This window comes from Streptosporangium fragile (assembly GCF_039534445.1).
Classification (GTDB): Bacteria; Actinomycetota; Actinomycetes; order Streptosporangiales; family Streptosporangiaceae; genus Streptosporangium; species Streptosporangium fragile.
Genome location: NZ_BAAAVI010000034.1, coordinates 1 through 13,385, shown reverse-complemented (window position 1 = coordinate 13,385; position 13,385 = coordinate 1). Strand labels below are relative to the sequence as shown.

General features: G+C 69.3%; 11 protein-coding genes. 6 read left to right on the top strand and 5 right to left on the bottom strand.

Annotated features, from left to right (window positions below):
* Positions 1-26: 26 nt before the first annotated feature.
* Together ABD841_RS22445 and ABD841_RS22440 are read left to right on the top strand one after the other, a co-directional pair.
* Complete coding sequence (locus ABD841_RS22445; RefSeq protein ID WP_344975067.1) at positions 27-824, top strand: DUF4097 family beta strand repeat-containing protein; 798 nt, start codon at positions 27-29, stop codon at positions 822-824.
* A complete protein-coding gene (locus ABD841_RS22440) occupies positions 821-1,552 on the top strand; it encodes a PadR family transcriptional regulator (RefSeq protein ID WP_344975064.1) in 732 nt (243 codons plus the stop codon). The genes ABD841_RS22445 and ABD841_RS22440 overlap by 4 nt, the downstream gene beginning before the upstream one ends.
* Before the next feature lie 117 nt (positions 1,553-1,669).
* On the opposite strand, the gene ABD841_RS22435 is transcribed toward ABD841_RS22440, so the two are convergent.
* From ABD841_RS22435 to ABD841_RS22420, 4 genes are all read right to left on the bottom strand, one after another.
* Entirely contained in the window at positions 1,670-2,656 is a 987-nt protein-coding gene (locus ABD841_RS22435) for an oxygenase MpaB family protein (protein WP_344975061.1), read from the bottom strand.
* Positions 2,657-2,761: 105 nt separating this feature from the next.
* The gene (locus tag ABD841_RS22430; RefSeq protein ID WP_344975058.1) at positions 2,762-3,724 is read right to left on the bottom strand and encodes a zinc-binding dehydrogenase; all 963 of its coding nucleotides are present in this window, start codon (positions 3,722-3,724) and stop codon (positions 2,762-2,764) included.
* A 55-nt stretch (positions 3,725-3,779) separates the two neighbouring features.
* Entirely contained in the window at positions 3,780-4,667 is an 888-nt protein-coding gene (locus ABD841_RS22425) for a hypothetical protein (RefSeq protein ID WP_344975055.1), read from the bottom strand.
* 115 nt (positions 4,668-4,782) lie between these two features.
* On the bottom strand, positions 4,783-6,243 hold the full coding sequence (locus ABD841_RS22420) for an acetyl-CoA synthetase (protein WP_344975051.1): 1,461 nt from the start codon (positions 6,241-6,243) through the stop codon (positions 4,783-4,785).
* A 319-nt stretch (positions 6,244-6,562) separates the two neighbouring features.
* Between ABD841_RS22420 and ABD841_RS22415 the strand changes: the two genes are divergently transcribed.
* Positions 6,563-7,681 (top strand): trypsin-like serine peptidase, encoded by a 1,119-nt coding sequence (locus tag ABD841_RS22415; protein WP_344975048.1) that lies wholly within the window; start codon positions 6,563-6,565, stop codon positions 7,679-7,681.
* Positions 7,682-7,772: 91 nt separating this feature from the next.
* Here the strand turns inward: ABD841_RS22415 and ABD841_RS22410 are convergent, their stop codons facing one another.
* Complete coding sequence (locus ABD841_RS22410; RefSeq protein ID WP_344975045.1) at positions 7,773-8,303, bottom strand: SSI family serine proteinase inhibitor; 531 nt, start codon at positions 8,301-8,303, stop codon at positions 7,773-7,775.
* A 318-nt stretch (positions 8,304-8,621) separates the two neighbouring features.
* On the opposite strand from ABD841_RS22410, the gene ABD841_RS22405 reads away from it, so the two are divergent.
* The 3 genes from ABD841_RS22405 to ABD841_RS22395 all read left to right on the top strand — a co-directional run bounded on the left by ABD841_RS22405 (position 8,622) and on the right by ABD841_RS22395 (position 12,955).
* Entirely contained in the window at positions 8,622-10,217 is a 1,596-nt protein-coding gene (locus ABD841_RS22405; RefSeq protein ID WP_344975042.1) for a trypsin-like serine peptidase, read from the top strand.
* A 204-nt stretch (positions 10,218-10,421) separates the two neighbouring features.
* Positions 10,422-11,657, top strand: coding sequence for a trypsin-like serine peptidase (locus ABD841_RS22400; RefSeq protein WP_344975039.1), 1,236 nt, complete (start codon positions 10,422-10,424; stop codon positions 11,655-11,657).
* A 137-nt stretch (positions 11,658-11,794) separates the two neighbouring features.
* Entirely contained in the window at positions 11,795-12,955 is a 1,161-nt protein-coding gene (locus ABD841_RS22395) for a trypsin-like serine peptidase (protein WP_344975037.1), read from the top strand.
* Positions 12,956-13,385 lie beyond the last annotated feature (430 nt).

Here is a 13,385-nt window from a genome sequence, read left to right as displayed (position 1 = left end):
GTGTCTTGCAGAAGGAGGTCGTCACCATGCGGCAATGGACCATCGACAAACCGGAGCAGCTCACCCTCGACTCCGTGAGCAGGCTCGACGTCCGGATCGTGGCGGGCAGGCTGGCGGTGCTGGCCAGCGACGGCCCCGCCACCCTTGAGGTGACCGACGTCGGCGACCCGCCGCTGATCGTCACCCATGACGACGAGGGCGTCCTCACCGTCACCTACAAGGACCTCACCTGGGAGGGGCTGCTGGGCTGGCTGCGTCCCGGGCGCCGGGAGGCGACGCTGGCGCTGACCGTACCGAAAGACTGCCCGGTCACCGTGGGGGTGGTCTCCGCCTCGGCGGTCGTCGCCGGGTTCGAGGGCCGCACCTCGGTGCGGAGCGTCTCCGGCGACATCGTGCTCGACGGGGTGAGCGGCGAGATCCACGCCGACACCGTCTCCGGCGACGTCGAGAGCCGGGGGCTGGTCGGCGACCTGTCGTTCAAGAGCGTCTCCGGCGAGTTGACCGTGGCCCAGGGCACGCCCCGCCGGCTGAACGTCACCACCGTCTCCGGCCGGATCACCGCCGACCTGGAGCTCCCGCCGACCGGACACGTGACGCTGAACAGCGTCTCCGGCGACATCATGCTCCGGCTCCCGCACACGGTCGAGACCGACGTCACGATCCGCTCCACCTCGGGGAGGCTCGACACGGCCTTCACCGAACTCGCCCACTCCACCCTGGTCGGCGCGAAGACGCTGACCGGCCGCCTCGGCGGCGGTATGGCGTCGCTGACCGCGAACACCGTCTCCGCCGACGTCACGCTGCTGAAGGGAGCCCAGGCATGAGCCCGGTCTTCGGTCATGGACGGCTCCGGCTGTACCTCCTCAAGCTGCTGGAGGAGAGCCCGCGCCACGGGTACGAGGTGATCAGGCTGCTGCAGGACCGGTTCCTCGGCGTCTACTCGCCCTCGCCCGGCACGATCTACCCGCGCCTGGCCCGCCTGGAGGAGGAGGGCCTGGTCACCCACGAGGTCGTGGACGGCAAGAAGGTCTTCACCATCAGCGAGCGGGGCCGCGCCGAACTCAACGAGCGGCTCGACGAGCTCGCCGACCTGGAGCAGGAGATCGCCGACTCCGTCCGCGACATCGCCCGCGAGGTCAAGGAGGACGTGCGCGACACTGTCAGGTCACTGCGCGAGGAGCTCACCCAGATGGCGCGCGACGTGCGCCAGGGGAGCAGGCAGGACGAGCAGTCGGCCAAGCGCGCGCAGCAGGAGGCCAAGCGGGCGCAACGCGAGGCCTGGCGCGAGCAGAAGGCCGAGTGGCAGCGCCAGAAGCGCGAGTGGCAGCGCCAGACCACCGCGTGGAAGGAAGAGTGGAAGCGCGCCCGGGCCGAGGGGTTCACCGGCGAGGGCTCACCCGCCGGCGACGCGAGGCTCGGGCAGATGCTCGCCGAGTTCGTCGAGGAGGTCCGCGCGGACACCGTGAACAGGCAGGTCACCGAGGAGACCCTGGCCACCGCGCAGGACGCCCTCTACGACGCCGCCCGCCGCATCCGCGACGCGCTCCGGTGATCCTGCTGTACGGTCCGCGCCCGCCCCTCCTGCTGTCGGGCACGCCCCGCACGCCCGGGACACCGGGAGCGCCGGCGCCAGGAGCCGGGCACCTCGAGAACGCCGGGAGCTCCGGCGTCAGGCGACCCGCATCGCGCGGGTGAGGCGCTCCCGGGCCCGTGCGGCCTGCCGGGCGTGATAGGCGATCGGCATGTATCTGGCCCGCTCGGGCAGGTGCGGCACCGTCGCCGCGACCGCCCGGCCGAGCCGCCGCAACCGCGCCTCGTCCCGGGCGGTCCACGACAGGCCCAGTTTCCGCCGGACGCCGTCCGGCAGCGTGCCGACCGTCACGAAGTAGTTGACCCTGCCCGAGGTCAGCCCGAGCGGACGCCAGAGCGCCCGCAGCGGCACGGGCAGCGTCGGCGGCGGTCCCACGGCGAGCATGGTCTCCAGCACATCGTGCGCGGTCGGGTGGTCCTCCAGGGTGTTCTCCACCATGTCGTCGAAGTAGCGCCAGTAGTCCTCGACCGTGGGCGGGAACATCCGCTCGGGAACCCGGAGGATCCGGCCGAGGCGAATGACCTCCTCGTAGAAACTCCGTTCCTGGTCCCGGGTGAGCGGCTCACCGAAGTATCTCGACATGGTGACGGACCGCTCGAAGGCGGTCAGGTGGACCCAGGCGTACGGCTCGGCGCTCAGCGCGTGGTACTTCCTGCCCTGGGGGTCGACACCCTGGATGTCCTTGTGCAGATCACGCAGGCGCCTGCCCTCCTCGATCGCCTGCCGGCCCCCGTACACCCAGGTCTGCAGCGAGGTGAGAGAGCGGGTCAGGCGCCCCCACGGGTCGGTCCGGTAGATCGAGTGCTCGCCGACCGCGGCGCCGACGGCCGGATGCATGACCTGCATGATGAGGGCGCCGCCGAGAAGGAACATCAGCCGGTAGTCGCCCATGCCTTCCCAGAGCAGGTCGCCGGGGCCGAACGGCTCGGGGTCGCGGTCCCCGGCCGGGCCGGGGCGCGTGTCGGAGTCGCGCCGCCCGCCGGGGTCGCGGTGCCCTTCCCGGCCGCCGGGCACGTCGAAGCCGTCGTGCGTGCCGGGGTCGCGGTGCGCGGTTGAGTCGGTCATTCCGGGCCTCCCGGGTGATTCATCGCTCACTTGTGTCTATCACCCGGAAGGCCGCAAAGTAACCTCTTACTTACACACGTGATGTGAAACACACTCGGGCTGCGGTCAGCCCGGCAGGGTGAAGACGACCTTTCCGAAGAGGTCGCCCCCGTGCATGGCCGCGAACCCCTCCGGGGCCTCGATCAGCGGAAGCGTCCGGTCGATCAGCGGGCGGACCCCCGTCTGCTCGAGGAACCGGGCGAGCCTGCCGAGCTGGTCGCGGGTGCCCATGGTCGAGCCGATCACCGAGAGCTGCAGGAAGAAGACACGGTTCAGGTCGGCCGGGGGGACGGCCCCGCTGGTCGCGCCGGAGATCACGATCTTCCCGCCCGGACGCAGGGACTTCAGCGAGTGGTCCCAGGTCGCCTGGCCGACGGTCTCCATCACCGCGTCCACCCGTTCGGGCAGCCGGGCACCGGTCTCGAAGACCTGGTCGGCCCCCAACTCCAGGGCGCGCGCCCGCTTCTCCTCCGACCGGCTGGTCGCCCAGATCCGGTAACCGGCCGCCCTGCCCAGCGTGATCAGCGCGGTGGCCACGCCACCGCCGGCGCCCTGGACCAGCACGGTCGAGCCGGGCTCCAGCCCGGCCTTGTCGAAGAGCATGCGGAAGGCGGTCAGCCAGGCGGTCGGCAGGCAGGCCGCCTCCTCGAAGCTGAGCGCGGCGGGCTTGGGCACGAGGTTGCGCCGGGGCACGGCCACCCGCTCGGCGAAAGTGCCGTCGTACTTCTCCGACAGCAGGGACCGCTTCGGGTCGAGGGTCTCGTCGGGACCGCTGCCGATCACCGAGTGCACGATGACCTCGTTACCGTCCTCGTCGAGCCCGGCCGCGTCGGTGCCGAGCACCACCGGCAGCTGCTCCTGGCGGATGCCCACGCCCTTGAGCGTGAACAGGTCGTGGTGGTTGAGCGAGACCGCCCGCACCGTGACGGTGGTCCAGCCGTCGGGAACCTCGGGTTCCGGGCGCTCGCCGAGCGTGAGTCCGGTGAGCGGGTTGTCGGGATCGATCCGCGTGGCGGTTACGGCAAACATGGCCGCACCCTACGCCCCCGCTTCCCGCCCCGGCCCTCCGGCTCGGGCCGACCGCCTACGGCAGGCGCCTGACGCCCACACCGGCGATCACCCGCTCGACCTTGTCCTGCTCCCCCGAGGCCGCCACGTACACGCCGTCCCGGCACGCCTCACCGGAGAAACGGCGCCGCTCCCGGATGACGGGCAGCTCGATCGCGGTCACGTCGCAGCCCGGCACCGGCGCCAGCACCAGCAGCGTCTCCCTGGCTCCGCCGAACCAGAGCTGCGGCCCCACCGGCTCGCCGCCGCGGAACTCCCCGGCGCGGGCCAGACGCAACGGTGGCCTGGCGGTGAGCACGAGGTATCCGGACCGGGTCACCCTGCCGCGCAGGTTGCGGGCCCAGAGCATCCGCTGCTCGAAGGCCATGCCGGTCTTCAGGTCGCGCAGTGCCACGTACCAGGGGTCGAAGGCGAACAGCAGCACCTCCCCCTCGGCGGGGCTCATGGGGTGCCAGAGCGTGACCCGCTCGGTCATTTTCCGGATCATCGGCCTGCCCTGGGCCACCCCGGCCGGCCCGCCCGACGGCACGGTCAGCTGCCGGTGCGGACCGGGGTGGCCGTCGAGCCACCCGCCCAGCGCGGGGCGTACGCCGAGCCGGGCCAGGCCCAGGTCGGCCGGGTAGTCGATCCGGGCGCGCGAGCCGTCGGGGAAGACCACGTCCAGGATCTCCCTGCCGCCGTCGCGGCGCGGCTCGGGATACAGGACGTTGGGGGTCTCCTGGACGTCGGCCCGTGACGGGGCCGGCACGGGCACGGGGAGCCGGGGAACCGCGCCGGGCTCCCGGCTCGCCAGCAGGACGACCACCGGCACCGCCAGTATCGCGGCCAGCACCGCGATGCCGGCCCAGCGCCGGGGGCCCCGCGGGGGCCCTTCCTCGATGATGTCGTACCGGCCAGCGACCATGTTCCACGCCGCCTCGCGCGAGAAATACGGTTCTCAGGTCAATCTTCGGTTTCCGGCGGTCTCGGGGCCCGTGTCAGTCGCATCACGAATCGGAGTCGATGTCCGGCCGCGGTGTTCACCACGTGGCGACGTTCACCGGACCGTCGGGGACCAGGCGGACCTCGGTGCCGACGAGTTCACGCGACTCGGCCTCGGCGATCAGGTCGGGGTGGCGGACGTGGGCGTGGGCCCGGCCACCGCCCGGCAGGTCGGCGATCAGGACGCCGCGTTCGGCGGCGCCGTCCCGGCCGTGCGCGACGGTGTATCCGGCGACGGTCGCGGGGCCCTCGTAGGTCTCCGCGATCGGCACCGGCTCGGCGGTGTGGACCGGGACGGCGTCACCGAGCGCACCCCCCGGCTCGGTCGACCAGACCGCGTAGGTGTGCTTGGTCAGGTGCATGCCGACCCCGGTGACCAGCCCGTGGCCGCGCTGCTCGCGCAGGCGGGCGGCCATCGCCGCGGTGGAGTGCAGGACGTAGTCGCTGGCCGGGCCGCCCGCGTAGGGGAGCCCGCCGGTGACCGTCAGCCCGCGCGGGTCGAGCGGGTCGAGGCCGGTGGCCGCGCAGGCGGCGCGGAGCGCGATCGCGAAGCAACTGTAGACGTCCAGCGCGCCCAGGTCGTCGAGGCCGACCCCGGCCCGCGCGAAGGCGTGCCGGGCCGCGGCCGCCATGGCGGGCGAGGCTCCCGCCTCCGGGCGGGCGGCCACCTCCCAGGTGTCCTCGGCGTAGGCCCATCCCCGCAGGTAGACGCGGTGCTCCCGGGGGATGCCGAGCCGGTCGGCGAACCCGTCGGCGACGAGGATCGCGGCGGCGGCCTGGTCCACCTCCATGACCGCGACGGTCCGCTTGGTGTAGGGCCAGCCCACGAACCGGTTCTCCGCCGACGGGGTGACGAGTTCCTGCGGCGTGTGGGCCCGCCGATGCCAGGCGTGCGGGTTGGCCGCGGCGACGAGGGTCATCGGGGCCATCATCCGGCCCCTCCCCTCCCGTTCCTCGTCCGGGGACTCGTGGGCCGCCGCCCGCCGGGCGGTCTCCATGATCGCGTAGGTGTGGGCGGGCAGGAACAGCTCGTGGGCCAGTTCGGCCGGGTGCGGGGGCCGTTCCCAGCCGTAGGGCGGCTTGGGGTCGGCCGGATGACTCCATTTCACCCGTTCCCCGGCTTTGCGCAGGGCCCTGCGCGTGGCCAGCGCCTCCGCCCCCACGACCAGGGCGGCGTCCATCTCGCCGGCGGCGATCCTGGCGGCCGCCTCGCCGAGAAGGAGCTGGGGGGCCGTACCGCTCACCCGGGAGTAGGCCCGGTGCCGCGGCACGGCGCCGAGCCTCTCGGCGAGCCTGGCCACCGGGTCGTCGTACTGCCAGGACTCGGTGTAGACGATCTGGATCGAGTCCAGGGCCGCCGGCAGGCCGGGCGCCCCGGCGTCGGCCGCGGCCTCGCGGGCGACGAGCTCCCACAGGTCCAGCGGCTCCGGTCCCGGCTGGGTGCGGACGGTGTGCTGGGCGACACCGACGAGGCACGGGGTGCGAGGATCTCCACTCATGCGGACATCCAACCAGAACATCATTCGGTTTAATAGCCCGGAGTTTCCGGAGTTATTCGAGAAACCGTTCCGCATTGCCGTGACCACTGATACCCGAGAGAGCCGAGGGATCACCCCGGAGCTGCGATGAGCTGCGGAAATGCCTTTTCGTTAAACCATAACGAATTGCTATTCCAATAGCGATTCGGCATCACACGGAACCGTCCCAGACTTTTTGTCGTCAATTCCTCGCCGGGCGCCTGATCCATTCTGTAACGTTCCGATCGTTTTCCCGGCGCGGAGAAGTCCCGATCTCCGCGCTGAGAACGAAAGGAGCTCCATGAATTCCCGAGCACGGCGCCTCGCGATCCCCCTCACCGGCGTTCTCATGATCGCTGGAGCGATGGGCGCCACCACCACCCAGGCAGGAGCCGTCACGGCCCCCAAGGACGTGATCAGCTCCCAGGCCTCGGAGACGGCCACGGAGGCCACCTCCTTCTGGTCCCCGGAGCGCATGCGCAAGGCCACCGACGCGACCGGCGACCTCGACCTGAGCGTCAAGGGCGGCAAGCCGTCCGGCGCCGCGGGCCCCGACGGCCCCGGCGGGTCGGTCCCGCCGATCGGCGAGGAGGGCACCAAGCCCGCCAAGAGCAAGCACGTCAACCTGCCCAACACCGTCGGCCGCGTCTTCTTCACCCTGCCCGGGGCGAACCCGGCGGACCCGAAGAGCTGGAAGTACTGCTCCGGCAGCTCCGTCCAGGGCAAGTACCGCAACGTGGTCGCCACCTCCGCGCACTGCGTCTACGACGTGAAGACCAACCAGTTCTACGACAACTGGATCTTCATTCCGTCCTACTGGGACGGCGACCAGGCGTGGGACGGCAAGAACCCCTACGGCATCTACGCGGCCAAGTGGTTCAACGCGCACGACGACTTCGTCGTGAAGGAGGACTACGACTACGACTACGCCTTCGTCAACGTCCACTCCGGGTTCAAGGTGAACTGGGTGAAGGACAAGGACGGCAAGTGGCAGCCGGTCATCAAGAACGTCGGCCGGCTCGGCGACAACGTCGGTGGCCAGGGCTTCGCCTGGAACCAGCCGCTGAAGAAGAAGGTCTTCTCCTTCGGCTACCCGGCCGGGCTGCACCCCGACGGCGACAAGCCCTACACCGGGCGCACGATGAAGTGGTGCTACGGCACGACCACCGCCATGCCGGCCGCGCCGAAGTACAACGTCCAGGAGCACGTCGGCTTCAAGTGCGCCCTCACCGCGGGCGCGAGCGGTGGCCCCTGGCTCTACAAGTACAAGAACTCCAGCCGGACCGGCTACCTGATCGGCGTCAACAGCATCACCTGGGACACCGACAAGAACGACCGGTACGACCGGATCTCCTCGCCGTACTTCAACACCGACACCTACAAGGTGTACAAGACGGCGGCCAACCGCTGGACGAAGTAAGTGACGTGACCGGCTGACCGCGGGCCATTCGGTCAGCCGGGACGGCGAGGGGCCCGGTCCTCACGGACCGGGCCCCTCCACGCGGATCCCTTTAGGGGATCGAGGGGTGCTGCGGGCTCCAGCCGTTCCAGAGGCCGAAGACCGGACCGGTCGCGACGCGCAGTTCGCAGGGGTTGCCGAAGGTCCGCTCGAAGCGGACGAACCGGCGGTTCCAGATACCGGTCGCGGTCACGGTGACCGGCTCGTACTGCAGCGTGCAGGCCATCCCCTGCAGCGGCTTCAGCCCCGCCGGGTCGCCTCCCGCCCCCTCCAACGCCTCGCACGCCTTGGCCAGGCTGGAAGTGGTGTCGTTCGGCGAATCACACGCCAGCAGGGCGAAACGGCTCGCGGGCAGTGCCCGCTCCCCCCGCGCGATGCTCAGGACCAGCGTCTTCGTCCCGCGCGATGCCTTGCCCGGGGTCTGCTGGAACGGTCCGAGAAGCTCGATGGATCCTCCCGGGCGGGGCACGACCGGCTCCGTGGGCGGCGGGCCGGACTCGCGGGACGGCGGCGGTGTGGCCGCGGCGGCCGTACCGGAGAGCACGAAGAGCCCGGCGGCAGCCAGGCAGAGAAGACGTCGCATGAGATCCCCCGATGACGTGTGACGCCGGATGTCCGCTCAGCCTCCCGCGAGCGTCCCGCTCAGGCAACGATCCACTCCGGCGTTTTCGCAGCTCATAGGCATAGCGGGGCCGACTCACAGCGACACGGCACAGAAAGGTAGATCAGACGCGACCGGAAGAGATCCGGTTCCACCAGTTGGGTAACAAAATCATAACGGTACCGCCATGTGTCCGATTTATGGCCCTTTAACCAGTCTTTGCTGAGTACGGTCACCTCTTGTCTCTTTACGCATGCGTGGATCGCGTCCCCAGTGATCCATGACAAAGAAGGAGCTACATTGAACTCCCGAGTCAAGCGCCTGATCCTCCCCCTCGGCGGTGCCCTCGCGGTCACCGGCATGATCGGCGCTTCCCTTCCCGGTACCGCCCAGGCCGTCAGCGCCGCCGACCCCGACGTCAAGTCGACGACGCTGACCTCGTCCGGCAACGCGAAGGCCATCGCGGGCTACTGGACCGCCTCGAAGCTGAAGTCCGCGAAGACCTACCTCAGCGACTCCACCGTCTCCGCCAAGCTGAGCAAGACCGGCGCCGCCCGCGCCGCCGCGGACGGCAAGCCCGGCGTCGTCGCCCCCACCGGCGAGGAGGGCAAGAGCGCCGGCCGTTCGAGGAACGTGAACCTGCCGATCACCGTCGGCAAGGTCTTCTTCGTGGACAACAAGGGCCAGGAGCGCTGGTGCTCCGGCAGCTCGGTCCAGTCGAAGTTCCGCAACCTGGTCGCGACCGCCGGGCACTGCGTCTACGACACCGACACGAACAAGCCGTTCAGCAACTTCGTGTTCATCCCGGGCTACTACCAGGGCAAGGCCCCCTGGGGCATCTACGTCGGCGCCAAGGTCAACACCCACGACGACTTCACGGTCTACGAGGACTACGACTACGACTACGCCTTCGTCAACGTCTACAACGGCATCAAGCAGACCGGTGTCAAGGAGGTGACGGCACCTCAGTACGCCGCCACCAAGGGCTTCAAGTACACCGAGGACAAGGAGATCTCCAAGGCCGAGTACGAGGCGGGGATCGAGAAGTACGGTGAGGCCGGTCCGTACTGGAAGAAACTGGCCGACCCCAAGGTCGAGACCGTCGGCAAGCCCGCGGACGCCCAGAAGTACCTTGAGGAGTACGTCAAGGACGGCCGGAACGGCGTCAAGCTGACCGCTGTCGAGGTCGTCGAGAGCGCCTACAAGGCCGCCCCCACCGGCCTGGACAACCACGCCAAGTTCGAGCGCTTCAGCGACGACAAGGGCAAGGTGGCCATCAGCCAGGAGCAGTACCGCGAGCTGGTCAAGGAGAAGGCCGAGGGCAGGTTCCTCGGCAAGCTCGAAGCCACCAAGGACGTCAACGGCAACGAGATCGCCTGGTACAAGACCCAGTACTTCGTCAAGAAGTGGGTCAAGACCAGCGTGAAGGAGCTCTACTTCTACACGCGGTTCTTCGTGATCGTCATGTCCGACGCCGGGCGCCTCGGCGACAACGTCGGCGGCCAGGGCTTCAGCTGGAACCAGAAGCTGGGCAAGAAGGTCTTCACCTTCGGCTACCCGACCTCCGCCCACCTGGACGGGAACAAGCCATACTCGGGGCACACCCAGAAGTGGTGTTACGGCACGACCGGCGCCGCCCCCGTCGTCCCGGCCTACAAGGCCGAGGAGCACCAGGCGATCAAGTGCGCCTTCACGCCGGGCGCCAGCGGCGGCCCCTTCCTGCTGCAGTACAAGAACAGCAAGCGGACCGGCTACCTCAACGGCGTCGTCAGCCTGACGGTCGACAGCGACAAGAACGGCCGCTACGACCGCGTCACCACCCCGTACTTCAACGGTGAGACGTACGCCATCTACAAGCACGCCGCCAACCTGTGGACCGGGCAGCTCCCGCGCTAGTCCTCAGGCGTCACGCGCCGGGAAGGGCCCGGACCGCACCCGGGCCCTTCCCCGGCTTGACGGGGTGCTTATACACCCTCCGGCACACTGGCCAGGCAACGGTGTAAGAGCGGATCGGTCCACTGAGCTGCCGAAAACCGAGTTGATCTGGAAAAATCACCCCTTACGTCCCCCATCTGCCCTCTGACCCGGAAGGAATCCCCCATGTTTCCCCGCGTACGGCGGCTCTCGGCCACGCTCGGCGCGCTGCTCGCCGCCTGTGTGACCGCGATGTCGACGTTCGCCGGGAGCGCCGCGGCCATTTCCCTGGACGGGGTGCCCAACGGCATCACCTCGATCACGCTGACCAAGAGCAACGCCGACATGAAGCGGATCGCGGAGTACTGGAGCCCGGCCCGGCTCAAGCAGGCCGTGAACAACGTCCCGGCGACGCCCGAGCTGAAGGGAAGCACCTCCTCGGCGTCCCCGACCCCGACCAGTGCCACCGGAAGCGCGACCGCCGCCGCGGCGTCCGCCGGGGGCGCCGAGACGAGCACCGCCGCCAGTGCCACCACGACGGCGTCCTCGGGGAGCACCGAGACGGGCACCAAGACGGACACCGCCACCGGCGCGAAGAACGGCACCGGCACCTCCACGTCCTCCCCGCAGGTCGTCGCGCCCAGCCTGCCGAAGAAGCGGGCCGCGGCCTCCGGCGCCTCCCCGATCACCGTCGGCAAGGTGTTCTTCCGGTTCGACAACAAGGACTACTGGTGCTCCGCCTCCTCGGTGGCGTCCGCCAACCACAACCTGGTCGCCACGGCCGCGCACTGCGCCTACGACGCCAAGCAGGGCAAGGCGGCCGAGTACTGGATCTTCATCCCCGGCTACGACCAGGGCGAGACCCCGTACGGCATCTACGTCGGCCACTCGCTCAACCTGCACGAGGACTTCGTCGGGAAGGGCGACTACGACTACGACTACGCTTTCGTCACGGTGCACGACGGATTCCGGTGGAAGGCCGGCAAGACGGCCGGTACCTACGAGATGGAGAACGTCGGCAGCCTGGAGGACAACGTCGGCGGCCAGGGTCTGACGACCAGGCGCGGCACCGGCCTGTTCACCCTCGCCTTCGGCTACCCCGCCGCCCCGCACCCCGACGGCAGCAGGCCCTACGACGGCCAGCAGCTCAAGTCGTGCCGGGGGCTCACCATCAAGGTGAAGGCCCCCGCCCGGCTGGTCGAGTACGGCACCGCGCTGAACTGCACGTTCACCAGTGGGGCGAGCGGCGGCCCCTGGCTGATCGGCTACGACACCAAACGCGCCGTCGGCTACCTCAACGGCGTCAACAGCTTCGGCTGGGACACCGACACCGACCGCAAATACGACAGAATCTCCTCGCCGTACTTCATCGCGTCGACCTACGCCGTCTACCGCTGGGCCGCCGGACAGCAGGCACCCTGAGGCTAAGAGCACCTTAAAAGAACCTTAAGGGAGTCTTAGAGAGTTATTTGCCTCTGGGCTCCGTGCATAGGTTCGTACCTTGTCGTCCCGCAGTCCCCGGTCCCCCGAGGGACGTTGCAGCGCAAGGAGCCTGTCTTTTGAAGTACCCCCTTCTTCCCCTCGGTGGCGCCGCACTCGCCACCGGCCTGCTGGCCACCTGCCTGGCCGGCACCGCCCAGGCCGCGCCCGACTGGGCGACCGACCCGATGGCCACGAACAACGCCTCGGCCGTGTCGGTCGTCGACTTCTGGGCCGCCTCCAACTTCGCCGCCCTCAAGAAGGCGACGGTCTACAACCCCGACCCCGGCGGCCCCAGGATGAAGGTCGGCGGAGGCCATTCCCCCGACGGCAGCCCCGGCAGCGTCGGGCCGACCGGCTCGGGCAAGGCCCCGGCGGGCCGCGTCAAGAACGTCAACCTGCCCAAGACCATCGGCAAGGTGTTCTTCGTCGTCAACGGCGAGTACCGCTGGTGTTCGGCCACCGCGGTCCAGAGCAAGTACCGCAACCTGGTCGCCACGGCCGGGCACTGCGTCTACGACCCGGCCAGCAACAGCGACACCCTGGACAAGTGGGTCTTCGTGCCCGGTTACTACCAGGGCAAGGCCCCGTGGGGCATCTACGTCGGCAAGTCGGCGTGGACGCACTACGACTTCGCCAACTACGAGGACTACGACAAGGACTACGCCTTCGTCACCGTCTACAACGGCGTCGCCTTCGACGGCGTCAAGCAGGTCACCAAGGCCGAGTACGGGCGCTTCACCGGGCCCAAGTGGTCCCGCGGCTCGCACTACTACATCGTCCTGTCCAAGGACGTCGGCCGTCTGGGCGACAACGTCGGCGGCCAGGGCTTCACCTGGAACCAGCCGACGGGCAAGCCCGTCTACGTCTTCGGCTACCCCGCCGCCCCGCACCCGGACGGCGACCGCCCCTACAGCGGTGTGACGCCGAAGTACCTGTACGGCAAGCCGTCCGGCAAGGAGTACGTCTCCTCCGCCGAGAAGGTCGAGGAGCACGTCGGCCTCAAGGGCGCCTTCACCCCGGGCGCCGACGGCGGCCCGTGGCTGACCCAGTACAGCAGCGGCCGGCGCCTGGGTTACGTCAACGGCGTCACCAGCCTGTTCGGCGACCAGGACCAGAACGGCCGCTACGACCTGATCACCTCGCCGTATTTCGACGGCGAGACCGCCGACATCTACCGCAAGGCGGCCAACGTGTGGTCCGGCAGGATCGTCGGCCCGCGCGGCGAGCTGTACAGGTAGCCCACACGACCCCGAGAGAGGGGTCTTCCCACCCCTTCCTCACCCGCGGGACCCGGCAGGCGCCGGGTCCCGCACCCGTTTCCGGGGCCGGGAAGCCCGGCCCCGTCGGGGATCCGGGCCCTTCCCGCCCCGAATCGGGGGCGTTAGACGTGTCCGCCGCCGGATCGGTGCCATCGAATCGATGTGATCTGCGTCACATAGGGATCGCCACGGATTGCATCCATGCAATCACGACACATCCGCCACACTCGCCACAAGATTTGATCTATCTGCGGAAACGCGGCTCATAACCGTCAGATCTCACATCGGTTTCAAACCCGCTCTTATGTAACGAAAGCATCACGGAGCCGCGGGCGGGTTTATTTCCGATCAGAGCGGCTTCCGGTGTTCAAGATCGGCGCTGTATGTTTCTGGCTATCCCTTTACTGAC